15 protein-coding genes are annotated in these 16645 nt (G+C 61.9%); 8 read left to right on the forward strand and 7 right to left on the reverse strand.

From position 1 onward, the window contains the following. A partial coding sequence (locus EFQ99_RS19670) for a TOBE domain-containing protein (RefSeq protein WP_126920875.1) occupies positions 1 to 480 on the forward strand: 480 nt, incomplete at its 5' end. A 95-nt stretch (positions 481 to 575) separates the two neighbouring features. Here the strand turns inward: EFQ99_RS19670 and EFQ99_RS19675 are convergent. The 3 genes from EFQ99_RS19675 to EFQ99_RS19685 form a co-directional block, all read right to left on the reverse strand. Then, positions 576 to 2822, reverse strand: coding sequence for a glycoside hydrolase family 2 protein (locus EFQ99_RS19675; protein ID WP_126922854.1), 2247 nt, complete (start codon positions 2820 to 2822; stop codon positions 576 to 578). Between the two features lie 202 nt (positions 2823 to 3024). Continuing rightward, positions 3025 to 4023, reverse strand: coding sequence for a LacI family DNA-binding transcriptional regulator (locus EFQ99_RS19680; RefSeq protein ID WP_126922857.1), 999 nt, complete (start codon positions 4021 to 4023; stop codon positions 3025 to 3027). A gap of 9 nt (positions 4024 to 4032) precedes the next feature. Beyond that, positions 4033 to 5040, reverse strand: a complete 1008-nt coding sequence (locus EFQ99_RS19685; protein ID WP_126922858.1) for a Gfo/Idh/MocA family protein — start codon at positions 5038 to 5040, stop codon at positions 4033 to 4035. Positions 5041 to 5243: 203 nt separating this feature from the next. Here EFQ99_RS19685 and EFQ99_RS19690 point away from each other — a divergent pair, with 203 nt between their 5' ends. The 5 genes from EFQ99_RS19690 to EFQ99_RS19710 all read left to right on the forward strand — a co-directional run bounded on the left by EFQ99_RS19690 (position 5244) and on the right by EFQ99_RS19710 (position 10310). Beyond that, positions 5244 to 6536 carry an ABC transporter substrate-binding protein gene (locus EFQ99_RS19690; RefSeq protein ID WP_126922860.1) on the forward strand — a complete coding sequence of 431 codons (1293 nt, stop codon included), beginning with the start codon at positions 5244 to 5246 and terminating at the stop codon, positions 6534 to 6536. Positions 6537 to 6635: 99 nt separating this feature from the next. Then, entirely contained in the window at positions 6636 to 7523 is an 888-nt protein-coding gene (locus EFQ99_RS19695) for a carbohydrate ABC transporter permease (RefSeq protein ID WP_126922862.1), read from the forward strand. Position 7524: 1 nt separating this feature from the next. Next, the gene (locus EFQ99_RS19700; protein ID WP_126922864.1) at positions 7525 to 8436 is read left to right on the forward strand and encodes a carbohydrate ABC transporter permease; all 912 of its coding nucleotides are present in this window, start codon (positions 7525 to 7527) and stop codon (positions 8434 to 8436) included. Between the two features lie 19 nt (positions 8437 to 8455). Further along, on the forward strand, positions 8456 to 9538 hold the full coding sequence (locus tag EFQ99_RS19705; protein WP_126922866.1) for an ABC transporter ATP-binding protein: 1083 nt from the start codon (positions 8456 to 8458) through the stop codon (positions 9536 to 9538). A 22-nt stretch (positions 9539 to 9560) separates the two neighbouring features. Beyond that, positions 9561 to 10310: a ThuA domain-containing protein gene (locus EFQ99_RS19710; protein ID WP_126922868.1), complete on the forward strand. Its 750-nt coding sequence runs from the start codon at positions 9561 to 9563 to the stop codon at positions 10308 to 10310. A 1-nt stretch (position 10311) separates the two neighbouring features. On the opposite strand, the gene EFQ99_RS19715 is transcribed toward EFQ99_RS19710, so the two are convergent. The 3 genes from EFQ99_RS19715 to EFQ99_RS19725 form a co-directional block, all read right to left on the reverse strand. Continuing rightward, on the reverse strand, positions 10312 to 11223 hold the full coding sequence (locus tag EFQ99_RS19715) for an SMP-30/gluconolactonase/LRE family protein (protein WP_126922870.1): 912 nt from the start codon (positions 11221 to 11223) through the stop codon (positions 10312 to 10314). A gap of 92 nt (positions 11224 to 11315) precedes the next feature. Beyond that, positions 11316 to 12137 carry an SDR family oxidoreductase gene (locus EFQ99_RS19720; protein ID WP_126922872.1) on the reverse strand — a complete coding sequence of 274 codons (822 nt, stop codon included), beginning with the start codon at positions 12135 to 12137 and terminating at the stop codon, positions 11316 to 11318. Positions 12138 to 12233: 96 nt separating this feature from the next. Further along, a complete protein-coding gene (locus tag EFQ99_RS19725; RefSeq protein ID WP_126922874.1) occupies positions 12234 to 13421 on the reverse strand; it encodes a phytanoyl-CoA dioxygenase family protein in 1188 nt (395 codons plus the stop codon). Between the two features lie 94 nt (positions 13422 to 13515). Here EFQ99_RS19725 and EFQ99_RS19730 point away from each other — a divergent pair, with 94 nt between their 5' ends. Next, a complete protein-coding gene (locus EFQ99_RS19730; protein ID WP_126922876.1) occupies positions 13516 to 14541 on the forward strand; it encodes a LacI family DNA-binding transcriptional regulator in 1026 nt (341 codons plus the stop codon). 63 nt (positions 14542 to 14604) lie between these two features. Beyond that, complete coding sequence (locus tag EFQ99_RS19735) at positions 14605 to 15822, forward strand: adenylate/guanylate cyclase domain-containing protein (RefSeq protein WP_126922878.1); 1218 nt, start codon at positions 14605 to 14607, stop codon at positions 15820 to 15822. A 14-nt stretch (positions 15823 to 15836) separates the two neighbouring features. Here the strand turns inward: EFQ99_RS19735 and EFQ99_RS19740 are convergent, their stop codons facing one another. Beyond that, complete coding sequence (locus EFQ99_RS19740) at positions 15837 to 16616, reverse strand: SDR family oxidoreductase (RefSeq protein ID WP_126922880.1); 780 nt, start codon at positions 16614 to 16616, stop codon at positions 15837 to 15839. Between the last annotated feature and the right edge of the window lie 29 nt (positions 16617 to 16645).

The following is a 16645-nucleotide window of genomic DNA, read 5'->3' on the forward strand; positions in this document are numbered from 1 at the left end:
CAGCAGTTCGGCACGCCGGCCGAGATCTACAACAATCCCGCCAATATCTTCGTTGCCGACTTCATGGGATCGCCGGCGATGAACCTGCTCAACGCCACCGTCGAAAACGGCGGGGGCGGACTGGAAGTCTCGCTCGAACGGCCGAATGCCGCCCCGCTCAGGCTGCCGGTCATGTCAGGCAATCACGGCCTGTCTTCCTATGCCGGCAAACCGGTGATCTTCGGCATCCGCCCCGAAGCCCTGACCGATCCCGACGGCGCCGACCGCAAGGCGCGCTCGCTGACCGAGGGCGACTGCCTGATCGAGGTCGTCGAACCCGCCGGCTCCGACACCTTCGCCGTCACCAAGCTCGGCGGCAAATCCGTCGTCGCACGCCTGCGCGCCGATACCCGCATCGCTCCAGGACAAAACACCCGCCTCGCCTTCAATCTCGACAAGGCCGTGTTCTTCGATCCGGAAAGCCAGGCAAGGATCGCGTGACAGCCATGGAAGTGCAGCGCGTCTGATAAGACGCGCCAACACCTTGAGTCCGGGATGATCCTTTCCGAAAACCGATTTCGATTTTCGGATATGCGCTAGGCGACGGCCGTCACGGCAAGTGTTACCGGTGCGAAACGCGAGGAGACCGCTTCGACGGTGATCTCGCCGGTGAACCCCGTCGCCTCCAGCCAGAAGCCTGCAGTGCCGCCCTGCAGCGGCACATTGGTCGGGCCGACGATTTTTGCCGGGCCATGCACCTTCAGCGAAATGTTGTCGTTCATGAAGGGCAGGCGCTGGCCGCACTGGTCGAGCGCACGGATGATGACGCGCGTGCTGTCGCGTTCCCGGGCCTTCAGCGTGGAACTGTCGGCAACGATTTCGAGCGTCGTCGGCAGCGGATCGGCCGCCAGTGTCAGGCTCGCCACCGGCTCGCCGCCGATATAGCCGGTGAAGGTGCCGTCGATCCATTCGAGACCCCAGGTGCCAAGTTCATCGGCTGTGAAGTGCCGATGGTCGAGCACGACAGGCGGATGCGGCAGATGCGGATAGTTCTCGCGGTCGGGACCGATGCGTTTGCTGAGCGAGCCGTATTGCAGCTCAATCTCATCACAGTTGGTGAGGATAATCAGCGGCAGAACGCCGCCGATATTGCGCTCGCCGCGCGCCCAGAAGGTCACCGGTTTCATGACGATCTCGTCTGAGGGATCGCACTGGCTGGTATAGGCATAGGCCGCGAATTTCGGCTCGCGGAACATGTCCATGACGCCGTGATAGCAGATGCGATCGCCGGAGCCGAAATCCTTGTGGGTGTTGTAATCGAACATGCACCAGCCAATGGCGCCCGAAATATCGGGATCGCCGTAGGCGGCATTCAGCACATCAAGGTGACGGCGCACATGCTCGGCCTGGCGCTGCTCCTGATCATAAATCTTCGTCGGGTGCATGTGGCCGTTGAACTCGGTGATGAGGTACGGCACCTTGGCGGACAGACCGGTATTTTCCTGCTGGGCGCGGAGCGCCGTGCGCGGGCGGTTGGCGCCCGGCAGTTCCTCGTTGCCGAGGATGAAGTCGTTCATCGTGTAGACGTCTTCGAGCAGCTCACTCTCTGTGAGATAACGCACGCCGCCTGTCTGGCGGGTGCTGTCGAGTTCGCGGGCCAGCCGGTTGGTCTCGACGTAGAAGTCGTGACTATCCTGCGACTCGTTGATGCGTACGCCCCAGATGATGATCGAGGGATGGTTCCAGTCGCGCTCGATCATGCGGCGCACATTCTCGATCGATTCCTTCTGCCAGTCGGCATCACCGATATGCTGCCAGCCGGGGATTTCCTCGAAGACGAGCAGGCCGATAGCGTCGCATCGTTCGAGGAACCATTTCGACTGCGGATAATGCGAGGTGCGGACGATATTGCACTTCAGCACCGTTTTCATGATGTCGGCGTCGCGCTCCTGGGCGGAACGGCCGGCGGCATAACCGACATAAGGGAAGGCCTGGTGACGGTTGAGACCGCGTAGCTTCAGCGGCGTGCCGTTGAGCAGGAAGCCTTCGGGCGTGAATTCGGCAGTGCGGAAACCGAAGCGGGCGGAGAGACGGTCGGAGCCATGCTCGGTCCTAAGCTCGACGGTGACCTCGTAGAGGTTGGGATCGGTGATATCCCAGAGCGCGATGCCGGTGAGGCCGCCGAAGGAAAGCCGGGTGCGCTCGCCGATCGTTTCGGTTGCTGCGGTGGCGATGATCGTGCCGTCGGCCTGCTTCAGCGTGGCGGTGACGGTTGCCGAGAAGGTACGAGCTTCCGGGTTGGCGATGTCGACGCGGATGGTTGCTGATTTCTTAGGGCGAAGAACGTCTGATGTCTCGATCTTCAGATTGCGGATCGAGACCGGATCGGTGACCTTCAGCCAGACATCGCGGTAGATGCCGGCATAGGTGAGATAATCGATGCGGCCGCCGAAGGGCGGAATGCCGGGATTCTCACTGCCGTCGATCTTCACGGTCACGAGGTTTTCGCCCCTGATGAGCTTGCCGGTGAGGCGGGCCTCGAAGGGTGTGTAGCCGTCCTTGTGGGCGATAATTTCCTCGCCGTTCAGATAGACGACGCTGTCGGCCATGGCGGCATCGAAAACCAGCGAGACCTCGCGGCCCTCGAATTCCGGCAGCCAGCGCAGCACCTTCTGATAGGTGAAGGCGCGCTGATAGCCGGTCTCGTCGAAATAGTTGAAGGGCAGTTCGACGGCGGTATGCGGCAGGCTGACCTGCTTGGCGGCGTCGAAGCTCTCGAGCAGACGCTGGCCGAAGCCCTCATGGAAACTCCAGCCTTCGTTGAAGGAAACGATGGAACGCATTTCAGCCTCTCCCGATCATGGCATCAGGAGTGGTGCGGCGCATTTCGGCGCGTGAAAATCGGGTCATCGGATATTCCTCCTTGATGCAATAGGGTGCGGGCCGTTCAAGCGCTTCGCGTCAAATCTGATTCATGCGATGCGCTTTAGCTTTTTTCCGTGATGCCGTCATCCGGAACCGCCTCATCCGTCCTGATGGCATGCATCAGGCGGTCGAGCCCCAGCGAGGGGTGCAGGTGAGCGTGATGCTGTGCGGGCCTTCGATCTCGGCATCGTGACGTTCGATCAATTCGACAACGGCATCGATGAAGGCGGTGTGGTCGAGGCTCAGCGTCGTGAGGTCGTTGCAATCCCAGGCGGCCATGGCAATGCCGTCCTGACCGACGATGGCGATATCATCAGGCGTATTCCTGCCGAGCACGCGGCGCGCGGCATCGCGCGCGCCGATCGCCATGACGTCGTTGCCGCAGATGATGGCGTCGACCTTGTCGCGGTGCAGCAGGAGCACGGCTTCCTTGAAGCCGGAATCATAGGAATAGTCACCGAAGGCTTGCGCCTCGAAGGAGAGCCCGCGTTTGGCGAGCGCATCGGCGAACCATTTGCGCCTCAGCTTGTCGATCCAGCTCGAATTGGTGCCGGAGAGATAGGCGAAGCGCTTCTTACCGTCGCGCACGATCTTCTCGATGATTTCGTCGGCGGCCTTGGAGCCGTCAATGCGGATGCTGGAAACGTTTTCGCTTTCGAGCGGCTCGAAAGAGACGATGATCGGCTTCGTCGTGTGGAAGATGTCGACGGCATCCTGCATCGACACCATGTCGGAGAAGACGACGACGTGATCGACCTGATAGGTGGAGGCAAGCCGCATCAACTGCAGCCGATCGGAATGGTCGGCGCAGCAGAGGATGATGGGAAGCAGTTGCCGCGCCTGCAGGCGGTGGACGAGAAGCTGCTGCTCCTCCGCCTCGCATGGATTGCCGATCGCATTGACGACGAGGGCCACCAGGCGTGAGCGTTGATTGTTCAGCGAACGGGCGATGGCGTTCGGCTGGTAGCCGTGCTCGCGGGCGACGGCGAGGATGCGATCGCGCGTCGCGCTGCCGATGCGCGAATCCGGCGAGAAGGCGCGGGAAATGGTGGCGGAGGAGACGCCGGCGAGCTTGGCCAGTTCCTTGGAGGTGATCCGCCGTCTGTTCATTCCGCTCATCTTCAGCGCCTATCGGGCGACGATCCTGACGGAAGCGCCGTCGGCCGCCGCCGATTCCTTAATTGCATCCCATAGCCTAGCGAATCTGAGGCCCATTTCAACGGAGCCGGAGTTTTCCATCTTTCCCGCGCGAATGGCGAGGAAATTCTTCATCGGATTGCCGAGAATCTCGGCCTCCTCGCGCGGCTCGGCGTTGCGGCCGACGCTGATTTCGCGCCAGCCGCCCCAGGCGTCGATGCGCACGATCGCCTTCGAATAGAAGAAGGTGATGTAGGAAGCGCAGCCGGGAGGGCCCTCGCCGGCGGCCGTCAGCGTCGCCAGTGCGCCATTCCTCAGCCGGGCGGAGACGGCGGTTGATATGTCGACCTTTTTGTCGTGGTTGTTCATGTAGGCCGAAACGCTGTCGAAATCGGAATTGGCGAGCAGGCAGACGGTGTTCATCATGTGGGCGCCGGTATCGAACATGAAGCCGCCGCCGGAGATTTCAGGCTGCTGCTTCCAATGGCCGTCGTAGTTCGATGACCAGCTTTCCCAGATCATGCCCGATATGGCGATCAGTTCGCCGAATTCGCCTGATAGCGCCCGCCTGCGTGTGTCGAGCACGAGGGGTGACAGGCCGCCCTGAAAGGCGGTGACGATGGTGACGCCGCTCTTCTTCTGCGCGGCGATCAGCCGCTCGGCCTCAGCGACCGTCGTCACCATCGGCTTTTCCAGGAAGAGATCGAGACCGGCCTCGGCGACGGCGGTCGCCTGCTCGGCATGGAAGGCATGCGGGGTGGAGACATAGACGATGTCGAGTTCGCCGCGCATTTCGGCGAGCATCTGGCGATAGTCCTCGAAACCTTTCGGTTCGGACGCGCCGGCGGCGAGGCAGACGTCGATCAGGCGCTGGCGCGAGGCCGCCGTGGTATCCGCCAGCGCTGTAAATTCGATCTCCGGCATCCCAACCCAGCTCTCGGCATATTCGGCGGCCTTCAATCCGGCGCCGATGACGCCGAGGCGCAATTTCTCAGACATGAAATTCCTCCCTGAATGCATTTTGTACACGATTACACAAATGGCGTGATGATGGCAAGTTTTAGATATATGTGTAATATCAATGTATTAAAACTCGATCTCGAATCTTTTCAAAATCCCGCCTTGCCAGCATTTGGAATACGTGTACATTTCGGCGACTGGTGCTGGAGGGCGCCGTGTCTCTAGAAAAGGGAGGACTTCCGTTGAAAAAGACGGTTCTTGGTGGCCTGTGCGCCATTCTGCTCAGCGCGGTTTCGACACTGGCGCAGGCTGAAACAATCCGAATTGCAAATCACGGTCAGGCGGGCATCGACGCGATGAAGTCGACGGTCGAGCGGATCGAAAAGAAATATGGCGTGACCGTCGAGGTCATCGAATATCCGGCGCCTGACAAGGATTACCTGACCAAGCTGCTGACGGAACTCGGTGCCGGCAACGCGCCCGACCTCTTCTCCATTCCGACGACGGCTGCCGTTGCCGACATGGTGGAAGCCGGCTACCTCGCGCCTGTTACCAAGGAATTCAAGGCCTGGGACGGCTACGGCAACCTTTATGACGTCGCCAAGGAACTTGCCGTCAGCCCGGATGGCGAAACCTATGTGATGCCGTTCATGCTCGGCATCCAGGAAATCTATTACCGCAAGGACGTTCTCGAAAAGGCCGGCATCTCGACCGAGCAGCCGAAGACCTGGCGGGAGCTTCTCGACCGCGCCGCGGAAATCAAGCAGAAGACCGGCGCCTACGGGTTGCTGTTCCCGGCCGGCGTTTCCTGGGGAAGCGGCGCCTTCGACGAAGGCTTCCAGCATCTGCTCGTCGGTTCGAAGACGCCGCAGCTCGTCGATGCCGACGGCAAGCTCGATCTTAATGGTGAAGGCGTCAAGGATGTCTTCGACGTCTACAAGGAACTGATCGACAAGGATCTGATGCCGACGCAGCCGCTGCTCGGGCCCGAGCCCTGGGTCGTGCCGAAGTATCAGATGTTCCCGGCCGGTAAGCTTGTTGCGACCACCTGCGGCTCCTGGTGCTACATTTTCGACTGGGGCCGCGAAAGCAAAAACCCGATCCCTGACGTGACGAAGGTGGTCGGCACCTGGACGGTTCCCGGCCAGAGCAACGGCCAGTACGTGCTCGCCAACCTTGCTGCCCCGTGGGCGGTCAATTCCAAGTCTGCCAATACGGAATTGGCGATCAAGGCGCTGATGGAGATCGGCTCGATCGAGACGCAGGTTTCCTATGCCGCCCGCATCGGCAACATTCCGGCGAGCAAGGATGCGGCAACGAATGCCGACTTCCAGAAGCTGACGGAACTGGTTCCGATTCATGCAGCGGCCGGAAACGGCGTGTTTTTGAAGCAGGCCTCCGGCTTCGGCACGGTCTCTGAAGGTGTGGCGCGCGCCACCGAAGCGCTGCTGCGCAAGGAGACCGATGCCGCCGGCGCCCAGAAGATCCTTGTCGACTACGTCAAGGAAACGCTCGGCGACGACAAGGTGAAGTAAGCCTAGTCTTTCTTTCCTCGCGAACGGGGACGCGGCACCAACGCCCGCGTTCCCGCTTTCATCTGATGGCCGCTTCATTCGGCAAGGTTGTGAGCTTCCATGGCCCGAAACTCTCATGAAACGCGCGCCGAGCGGCAATGGCTGTTGATCCTGCTGCCCTCGCTGGTGCTGCTTCTGGCCTTCGTCATCTATCCGGCCGTCTATTCGATCTATTTGAGCTTCACCAATGAAGCATTGACCGGGGCGGCCGCACTTCGGCCCCGCTTCGTCGGCTTCCGGAATTATGCGCGGCTCTTCAACGACGCGAAATTCTGGAACGCGCTGTTCGTCACCTTCGTCTTCGTCATCGGGTCGGCTGTAATCGGCCAGTTCGTGCTCGGCTTGATCTCGGCAGTCGCGCTGCGCCGGCCGATCCGCTTCCGGCGAATATTCTCCTCGATCATCCTGCTGCCGAATGCCGCCCCCGAGGTGGTTGCCGGCTTCATGTGGATCTCGATGCTGGCGGGTGGCGACAATGCCACGCTCAGCCGCATCGTCAGCTTCTTCGGCCTCACACCGGCCGACTGGCTGCAGGTCTTCCCGCTGTCGATGATCATCATCGTCAACACCTGGCGCGGCATCGCGACAGCGATGATCCTGCTGACCGCGGGCCTCAGCACCATTCCGGCCGAGATCTACGAGGCGGCCCGCATGGATGGCGCCACGCCCTCGCAGATGTTCCGCCGCATCACCCTGCCGCTGATGATGCCAACGATCCTGCTTTACATGCTGATCTCGGCCGTCTCCACCATCGCCGTCTTCGGCCTCGTCTATGCGCTGACGCGCGGCGGGCCGGGCGGGGCGACCGAGGTCGTCAGCATCTATATCTACAACCAGTCCTTCACGGCGTTCCAACTGGGATATGGCGCTGCGGTCGCCGTCGTCGCGCTCGTCATCTCTCTAATTCTCGGCATCGCTTATGTCCGGGCGATGAAGGTGGAGGTCTGAGATGACAGTCGTTTCCCCGAGCGAGACCGCAAACAAGGTTCGGTCCGACCTCATCGCCTATGCGACGCTGTCGCTGATCTCGATCTTCTGCGCCATTCCTTTCTTCTGGGTGCTGCTTGCCTCGCTCGACGGCAATGCGCAGCTTTTCCTGCATTGGCCGGAGCAATGGACCTTCGCCAACTATATAAGGGTCTTCACCAAGGAAGACGGGGCGAAGTGGCTGTTCAACTCGCTCTTCGTGGTCGGCGGCGCCACTTTGCTCGTCATGGTGCTTGCGGGGCTTGGCGGTTATGCGCTGTCGCGCACAAGGGCCTGGTGGAAGCTGCCTTTCCTCTACGCGATCCTGCTCATCCGCGTGCTGCCCCCAACCGCGCTCGTCGTGCCGCTCTACAAGTTCCTGCTGACGCTGAACAATGCCGAAGCGGCGGTGCTGAGGCCAATCTTCGGCAGCTATGCCCGTGACATCATGCGCTGGACCGGCTTCATCGACGGTTATCTCGGGCTGATCCTGGTGCTGGCGACGATGCAGTTGCCGCTGGCGCTCTGGATCATGAAGACCTTCTTCGACGGGCTGCCGAGGGACTATGAGGAGGCGGCGCTGATGGATGGGGCGACGCTCATCCAGCGCATCCGCCGAGTGCTGATCCCGCTGGCGCTGCCGGGGCTGGCAGCGGCCGGGCTCTTCGCTTTCATGTCGGCCTGGGGCGATTTCCTGCTGCCGCTGATCTTCCTGTCATCGCCGGAGCTGCAGACGCTGCCGCTCGGTCTCTTCCGCGCCTTTCTGCGTATCAACGAGATCGACTACGGCCTGCTGACCGCGCTCGCCTTCATCTACCTGCTGCCTGCCGTCGTCGCCTTCGGTTTTGCGCGGCGCTTCCTCGTCCAGACATTTTCGGGCGGCGTGAAGGGCTGAGATCAAGAAAGAGAAACAGATGATCAATCTCAGAAACGTTCGCAAATTCTACGGCGCGCTCGAGGTCATCAAGGGTGTCGATATCACCGTGGAAGACGGTGAATTCGCGGTCTTCGTCGGCCCGTCGGGCTGCGGTAAGTCCACGCTGCTGCGCATGATCGCCGGGCTTGAAGGCATCGATCACGGCGATCTGATCCTCGACGGCAAGCGCATCAACGACGTGCCGCCGGATAAGCGCGGAATCGCCATGGTGTTCCAGTCCTATGCGCTCTATCCGCATATGACGGTTGCCGAAAACATCGGTTTCTCCCTCAGCCTGAAGAAGGTGCCGGAGGCGGAGATCCGCCGCCAGGTGGAGGGTGTCGCCGAGATCCTGCAGCTTACCGATTATCTCGACCGCCGCCCGGGCGCCCTTTCCGGCGGCCAGCGGCAGCGCGTGGCGATCGGCCGCGCCATCATCAAGAAACCTTCGCTGATCCTGTTCGACGAGCCGCTGTCGAATCTCGATTCGGCGCTGCGCGTGCAAATGCGTGCCGAATTGCAGCGCCTGCATCGCGAGCTGAAGGCGACCGTCGTCTATGTTACCCACGACCAGGTGGAGGCGATGACGATGGCCGACCGCATCGTCGTGCTGAACAAGGGTGTGGTGGCACAGGAAGGGGCGCCGATGGCGCTCTATCATCAGCCGGACAATGAATTCGTCGCGACCTTCATCGGCTCGCCGAAGATGAACATCATACCGGTCACGGCGACGCGTCCGTCGTCAGGCAAGCTGCATCTCGATAGTTCAATGGGCCTTTCACTCGATCTCACCGACAACAACGGTGCGGTGCCGCAAGGCGAGGGGAAGCTCGGCATACGGCCGGAGCATTTGAAGATCGCGCCCGACGGGCAAGGTAATTTCACGGCCGAGGTTGTCATCGTCGAGCGGCTCGGCGTCGAGACCTACATGACCGTCGGCTCGCCGCAGCAGCCGATCGTCGTGCGCGCCGAGGGCGATATCGCCGTGCGGCCGGGCGACCGCGTGTCGCTGACGGCCGATCCCGCCGCCTGCCACCTGTTCGATTCCGCCGGCCGGGTCATCCGTCCGGCCACCGTTTGACACTGACACATAGAGGAATGCCATGACAATCAAGGTCACCATCTGGAACGAAGGACGCCACGAGCAGCTCCACAGGGAGGTCCAGGAAATCTATCCCGATCGCATCGACGGGGCGATCGCCGCCGGCATTGCCCATCCGGATTTCGAAATCCGCCGCGGCACGCTTGACGATCCCGACGAGGGCCTGCCGGATAGCGTGCTCAACGATACCGACGTGCTGCTCTGGTGGGGACATATGGCGCATGAGGAGGTCAGCGATGGTCTGATCGACCGCGTGCAGCAGCGTGTTCTGAAGGGAATGGGCCTGCTGGTGCTGCATTCCGGCCACCATTCCAAGCTCTTTCGCCGGCTAATGGGCACCAATGCTAATCTTTCCTGGCGCGAGAGCCCGGCCGGCGATCTCGAGCGGGTCTGGGTGGTCAATCCCTCGCATCCGATCGCCGAAGGCCTGCCGCCCTATTTCGAGGTCGATGCCTCGGAAATGTACGGCGAGCCTTTCGACATTCCCCAGCCGGACGAGCTGGTGTTCATCTCCTGGTATTCCGGCGGCGAGGTGTTCCGCAGCGGCTGCACCTTCCAACGCGGGCGCGGGCGCATCTTCTTCTTCAGCCCCGGCCACGAGACCTATCCGATCTATCACGACAAGACGGTGCATAAGGTGATCTCGAACGGCATCCGCTGGGCGCGGCAGAAACATACCGACGGCCGCATCCTGGAGAACTGGCACCGCGCCGAGCCGCTGCACGGGCGCCCCGATAAGCCGAAGGCTTGATCTATGGATATTGTGCGCCGTTCGTCTTGGTATAGATCGAATAGACCGAGCGCGTCGCGGTGATGAAGAGCCGGTTCTTCTTGGGGCCGCCGAAGGTGAGGTTGGACACCGTCTGCGGCACCAGGATCTTGCCGAGCAGGGCGCCATCCGGCGAAAAGCAGTGCACGCCGTCAGACGCGCTCGTCCATAGATTGCCGCTGACATCGAAGCGGAAGCCGTCGGGATTGCCGACGTCGAGGCTGCAGAAATAGCGGCTGTTCGCAAGCCTTCTGCCGTCAATCACGTCGAAAACTCTTACGTGGCGCGGCACCTCATGTTTTGCCGATCCGGAATCGGCGATGTAAAGCTTCGTCTCATCGGGCGAGAAGGCAAGGCCGTTCGGCTGGATGAAGTCCTCGACCACCGCCTCGATCGCGCCGCTGGCGGGGTCGATACGGTAGACGTTGCGGGTGGGCTGCTCGGGCTCGGCCTTGTGGCCTTCGTAATCCGAGAGGATGCCGTAGGTCGGGTCGGTGAACCAGACCCCGCCGTCGGAGTGCACGACGACGTCGTTCGGCGAGTTCAGCCGCTTGCCCTTGTAGCTGTCGGCGAGAATAGTGATGGTGCCATCCGTCTCCGTGCGGGTGACGCGGCGGCCGCCATGTTCGCAGGAGATGAGCCGGCCTTGCCTGTCGCGGGTATTGCCGTTGACGTAGTTGGAGGGCGAGCGGAAGACGGAAACCGTCCCATCCGTTGTCCAGCGCATCATGCGTTCATTCGGGATATCGCTCCAGAGCAGGCAGTTCAGGTCGGAAAACCACACCGGACCTTCCGTCCAGCGGCAGCCGGAATAGAGCTCCTCGAGCGACGCGCTGCCGATGACCAGGGCGCCGAAACGTTCATCGCGAATGTCGTAAAGCGGATTGTCGGCCACGCCAGTTCCTCCCTGAATGCTACCGCCCTTCTCCTAGCGGCAAATCCTGGGAGGTGCCAGAGCGCGGCATGGAATTACCGGGCTCCTGTTTCTCAGAGGGCTGCGACCGGATGCGGCGAGCCGTCATAGGCACCCCAGATCGACTGGTCGAAGCAGATGACCGAGCCGGTCATCAGGCCGGATTCGGAAGACGACAGGTAAGCGCAGGCGCGTGCCACCTCATGCGGATCGACGAGACGGCCGAAGGGCTGGCCGGCGGCCGCCTTTTCCAGCCAGTCGGCGGGCGCATCGTGATATTCGCGCTGGATCCGGTCCTCGCCTTCGGAGGCCATCCAGCCGATGTTGAGGCCATTGACGCGGATGCGGTTGCGCAGCAGCGCGTAGGCGGTGTTCTTCGTCAGCGTTTCCAACGCACCTTTGGAGGCGCAATAGGCGGCGATGAAGGGCTGGCCTGCCTTGGCCGACATCGAGCCGATATTGACGATCGTTCCCTCGATCTTTTCGCGGCGCATGACCTTCACCGCTTCCTGCATCAGGAAAAACGGCGCGCGCACATTGACGGCGAACATGGCGTCGAAGAGTTCCGGGCTTGTGTCAAGGATCGTACCGCGATCGGTGATGGCGGCGGCATTGACCAGTGCATCGACACGGCCGAAGGCCTCGTCGCAGGCGCGCACGACATTCTGCGCATCTTCCACCCTTCCGAGATCGGTCTTGACGTAATTGACCTTGGTGCCGGTCGCGGCCGAAATCTCCGCGGCCTTCGCCTTGCCCTTGGCTTCGTTGCGCCCACAGATGACGATGCCTTCCGCACCGCGTTCGGCGAAGAGGCGGGCAATGGTGGCTCCCAATCCTTGCGTGCCGCCGGTGACGATGGCGATCTTGCCGTCGAGGCGGCCGTGGTCCGTGCTCATGTGTTTCCTCCTTGTTGATGATATGTGCATGGCCTCCCGCGAGTGCGGAAGGCCTTTATGTCAGTGCGGATGAGAGGGGCAGCTCCAGCCTCCAAGTCAGGTCAGTTTCTTCTGTGCCTGCTCGGCAAGGGCTGCCGTAAAGGCGTCGTCACTCCAGCCTTCCCGCAACGCTTCGTGCATCAGCTGCGCCTGCGTCTTTGGTGCCAACCCACCGAGCGGTGGGTCGCGGTCGAGATTGGTCGGGAAGGAATAGCCTTCGGCGCAGGCGGCGACAGCGTTGGCGATTTCATCAGGCGAGAGTTTGCCCTGCAAGGTTTTCAAGGCGGGAAAGAGCGTGGCGCTCATCCTTTTGCGGTTGACGGTTTCCATGGCCCGGCCGAAGGCGGAGGAGACCTGCAGCAGGTTGGCGACACGCTTGATATCGGCCGAGCGGTTGGTGCCGGCGGCGTGGAAGAGCGCGGGATTGAAGAAGACGACATCGCCTTTTTCGAGCGGCAGCTGGATATGATGGGTTTCGAAATAATCCCGAAATTCCTGCCGCTTCAGCGCGAGATAGCCCGGCACGTAGGTCTGGCTGTGCGGTAGGAACAGTGTCGGGCCGCTTTCGAGCGGCATATCGCAATGGGCGACCGCGCCCTGCAGCGTCAGCACCGGCGAAAGCCGGTGCACATGCGCCGGAAACTGTTCAATCACCTCAGACGACTGAAAACCCAGATGGTAGTCGCGATGGGCCGATTGCGCCGAACCGCCCGGATTGACGCGGTTCACCTGCGCCGTCATCTGGTAGCTCGGGCCGAGCCAGGCTTGGCTCGCCAGCGCGATGATGGCGTTGCCGTAATATTCGGCGAAATTCGCAGGATCGGCGAGGCAATGTTTTTCCAGCGAATTCCAGATGCGGTCGTTGGCGCCGGGCTTGGCGAAGTGATCGCCGCCGCCGGTTGCGGTACGGTGCTGCTCCTCGATGATCGCGTCGAAGATCGTGCTGGCGCGGTCAATGATGCCGGTATCCTCGAAAGCCCGCTTGAATACGACGACGCCTGGACCTTCGCCGAAGGCTTCGCAGATCTCGGCCAGCACGGCGCGCCGTCCGTCAGGCGTTGCGGCGGCCTCCATCACCTTGCGGCTGTCATAGATCAGCACGTTTTTTTCGACCGCGGAAGCCGAGGGATAATCGGCAAGCGCGGTCGTCTTTTCCGCAAGCTGGCGAAAATCGTCGAGATCGCAGGCGTCTTCGCTCAGCCAGACGCGGTCTGCGCGCATCTCCTGCCGGTTGTCGGTTTTCATGGCGGGCATCTCCTCTTCCCATGGAGGCACTATACGCCGCGATATCAGGTGATATAGATCAGAAACCCATCAAAAAACCATCAGATCGAGCCCTATGGCACATCTCTTTCTCGTCAAGGATATTGCCTTCCAGGCCGGATTGAGCACGGCGACCGTCGATCGGGTGCTGAACGGCAGACCGGGCGTGCGCCGGCAGACGGAAATGCGGGTGAGGGCGGCGATCGCCGAGTTGGAGAAGCAGCATGCCGGTGCGGTGGGCAGCGGGCGCACGCTGGCGATCGATATCGTCATGGAGACGCCGCAGCGGTTCAGCGATGCGGTGCGCGCCGCCTTCGAGGCGGAGATGGCGGCTTTCCTGCCCGGCATCTTCCGCTGCCGTTTTCATTTCGCCGAGGTGATGAAGCCGGCCGAACTGGTGCAGCTTCTCGATCGCATCCGGCTGCGCGGCACGCATGGCATCGTGCTCAAGGCGCCTGATGTTGCCGAGGTGACAACTGCCGTTGCACGGGCGGATGCGGCCGGCATTCCCGTGGTAACGCTGGTGACAGACCTGCCAAATTCGGCGCGCATCGCCTATGCCGGCGCCGACAACCGGGCGGCGGGGGAGACCGCCGCCTATCTGATCGGCGAATTTCTCGTAGATCATCGCGGCAAGGTGCTGGTGACGTTGTCGAGCGGGCGGTTCCGCGGCGAGGAGGAGCGCGAAATCGGCTTTCGCCGGGTTATCCGCGCCCATTATCCCGGAATTGGCGTCACCGAAATCAGTGAGGGACACGGCACCGATGCCGCGACGGGGACGCTTGCGGCGGCAGCGCTTGCCGCCGATCCAGCCATCAACGCCGTCTATTCGATCGGCGGCGGCAACCGGGCGGTGTTGGCGGCCTTCGATGCAGCCGAACGTCCGGTCCGCGTTTTCGTTGCCCATGATCTGGATGCGGACAATCGCGCCTTGCTTGCCGCGCGCCGGATCGGCTTCGTGCTGCATCACGATCTCAGAACCGATGCGCGTTCGGCCTTCAGGGCGATCATGAGCCGGAGCGCGGCATCGGGGCGGCCGATACCAGCCTCACTTTCTTCCGTCGAAATCGTGACGCCCTATAATATGCCCGCGGGCGATTGAGCCAATCGGGTTTCCTTCCATGGCGAAATCGGGCTACAGCTTGGCATGAACGGGGTGAGTGACATGGATTACAGCGACGTCAGCAGTATCGCAGCCTGGGTCACGGAGCAGGGGCTGAAGGGCGCTTCCGAAGCCGAGCTGATGACCGGCTTCTGCGCGGCCTGTCGGGATGCGGGCCTGCCGCTCGACCGCGGCATGGCGCTGATGGATACGCTTCATCCGGTTCATGAAGGCCGGGCCTTCCGCTGGGACAGCGAGGAGGAGATAGAGACGGAATTCGAATATGGTCCGACGAGTTCGGGCGAAGCGGCGTCGAGCTGGCAGCGTTCGGCCTTCTACCATCTTTGGTCGGGCAACGAGCGGGAGGTGCGCCGGCGTATCGGCTTCGGCGATCCGATCGATTTCACCATGCTCGACAAGATCGCGGAAGCCGGCAACACCGATTTCGTGGCGATGATGCATCGTTTCAGTGAAGCCGGCACGATCGGTGAAATGGATTGCTTTTTCTCGCATTTCGCGACCAAACATCCCGAGGGCTTTTCCGACCACGATCTCGCCATCCTGCGCAAGCTCGTGCCGGTGCTGGGGCTAGCGATCAAGTGCATCGCGCTCGGGCGTATCGCGCGCACCATCGCGGAAGTCTATCTCGGCGAGGATGCGGCGCGCCAGGTCATGGAAGGCAAGATCACCCGCGGCAAATCGGAGCGGATTTCGGCTGCACTCTGGTTTTCCGATCTCCTGAACTACACCAAGATTTCCGATCGCGTGCCGCCGGAGGAAATCATCCCGCTGCTAAACGACTACAGCGAGGTGGCGATCTCTGCGGTCCATGCGGTGGGCGGCAACGTGCTGAAGCTCATTGGCGACGGCGTGCTCGCGATCTTCAAGGGCGAGGTGCCGGCGGAGACTTGCCGCGCAGCGCTCAAGGCCGAAGCGCTTCTGCGGGAAAAACTGCGCGAACTGAACGCCGCACGTGAGGCCGATGGCCGGCCAACCACCGATATTTATATCGGCCTGCATATTGGTGATGTGTTCTACGGCAATATCGGCAGCCAGGACCGGCTTGATTTCACGGTCATCGGCCCTGCCGTCAACGAGGTCAGCCGCATTGCCTCGATGTGCCGTTCGGTCGATCTTAATCTGTTGATCTCCTCCGATTTTGCCGCGGCAATACCGGAGGAAAAGCGCCCATCGCTCGCCTGCATCGGGCGCTATGCGTTGCGTGGCGTTCAGCGCGCGCGGGAGCTTTATACGCTCGACAGCGCGCGGCTGAACACCTGATCCCAGGAGTTGCTCTATCGCAGCAGGCTCTGGCCGCCATCGATCCAGATGGGTGTGCCGGTAATATGGCGGGCGCGCTCGGATGCAAGGAAGAGGATTGCCTCGGCCACATCCTCGCTTGCGCCCTTCCTGCCGTCGGTGATCGGAATTTCGCCCTGCGGCCAGATGACGGGCACCTCGGTTTCCTCACGATGCCGCGTGGTGGTGTTGGCGGCAATCTCGGTCTCTATCGCCCCGGGGCAAACGGCATTGACGCGGATGTGATGTTTTCCGAGTTCCAGCGCAAGCTGCTGAACGATGGCAAGCTGCGCGGCCTTGGTGGCGGTATAGGCCGTGGCGCCCGGTGTCGTGAAGGTGCGCGTGCCGTTGATGGAGGATACGACGACGATGGAGCCGCCGTTCAGCTTCAGATAAGGCACGATCAGATGCAGCGTCAGATAGGTGCCGCGCAGGTTCACGGCCATCGTCCGGTCCCATTCATCGGGTTTCAAATCGTCGATCGGCGCCCAGACGCCGTTGATGCCGGCATTGGCGACGACGATGTCGATGCAGCCGAAGGTTTGCGTCATCCTGTCGATTGCCGCGCGCATTTGGGCTTCGTCGCTCGTGTCGGCGGTCAGCGCAATCGACCGACCGCCGCCTGCGGCAATTTCCCGGCAGGTTTCCAGCACCTCGCTTTCCGTGCGGCTGAGCACCGCGACCCTTGCGCCTTCGGCGGCGAACTTCAGTGCAGTCGCCTTACCGATGCCGGAGCCTGCTCCCGTCACCAATGCGCTCTTTCCCTCGAACGTCATGAGCCGCTCCTGTTTGCCGATTGCCGGTA

Source organism: Rhizobium vallis (genome assembly GCF_003985155.1).
GTDB lineage: Bacteria > Pseudomonadota > Alphaproteobacteria > Rhizobiales > Rhizobiaceae > Rhizobium > Rhizobium vallis.

Excerpts from the sequence above, each read along its gene's own strand:
- EFQ99_RS19680 (WP_126922857.1), bottom strand. The coding sequence starts at position 4,023 with ATGAGCGGAATGAACAGACGGCGGATCACCTCCAAGGAACTGGCCAAG.
- EFQ99_RS19685 (WP_126922858.1), bottom strand. The coding sequence starts at position 5,040 with ATGTCTGAGAAATTGCGCCTCGGCGTCATCGGCGCCGGATTGAAGGCC.
- EFQ99_RS19675 (WP_126922854.1), bottom strand. The coding sequence starts at position 2,822 with ATGCGTTCCATCGTTTCCTTCAACGAAGGCTGGAGTTTCCATGAGGGC.
- EFQ99_RS19735 (WP_126922878.1), top strand. The coding sequence starts at position 14,605 with ATGGATTACAGCGACGTCAGCAGTATCGCAGCCTGGGTCACGGAGCAG.
- EFQ99_RS19700 (WP_126922864.1), top strand. The coding sequence starts at position 7,525 with ATGACAGTCGTTTCCCCGAGCGAGACCGCAAACAAGGTTCGGTCCGAC.
- EFQ99_RS19725 (WP_126922874.1), bottom strand. The coding sequence starts at position 13,421 with ATGAAAACCGACAACCGGCAGGAGATGCGCGCAGACCGCGTCTGGCTG.
- EFQ99_RS19740 (WP_126922880.1), bottom strand. The coding sequence starts at position 16,616 with ATGACGTTCGAGGGAAAGAGCGCATTGGTGACGGGAGCAGGCTCCGGC.
- EFQ99_RS19695 (WP_126922862.1), top strand. The coding sequence starts at position 6,636 with ATGGCCCGAAACTCTCATGAAACGCGCGCCGAGCGGCAATGGCTGTTG.
- EFQ99_RS19705 (WP_126922866.1), top strand. The coding sequence starts at position 8,456 with ATGATCAATCTCAGAAACGTTCGCAAATTCTACGGCGCGCTCGAGGTC.
- EFQ99_RS19720 (WP_126922872.1), bottom strand. The coding sequence starts at position 12,137 with ATGAGCACGGACCACGGCCGCCTCGACGGCAAGATCGCCATCGTCACC.
- EFQ99_RS19710 (WP_126922868.1), top strand. The coding sequence starts at position 9,561 with ATGACAATCAAGGTCACCATCTGGAACGAAGGACGCCACGAGCAGCTC.
- EFQ99_RS19730 (WP_126922876.1), top strand. The coding sequence starts at position 13,516 with ATGGCACATCTCTTTCTCGTCAAGGATATTGCCTTCCAGGCCGGATTG.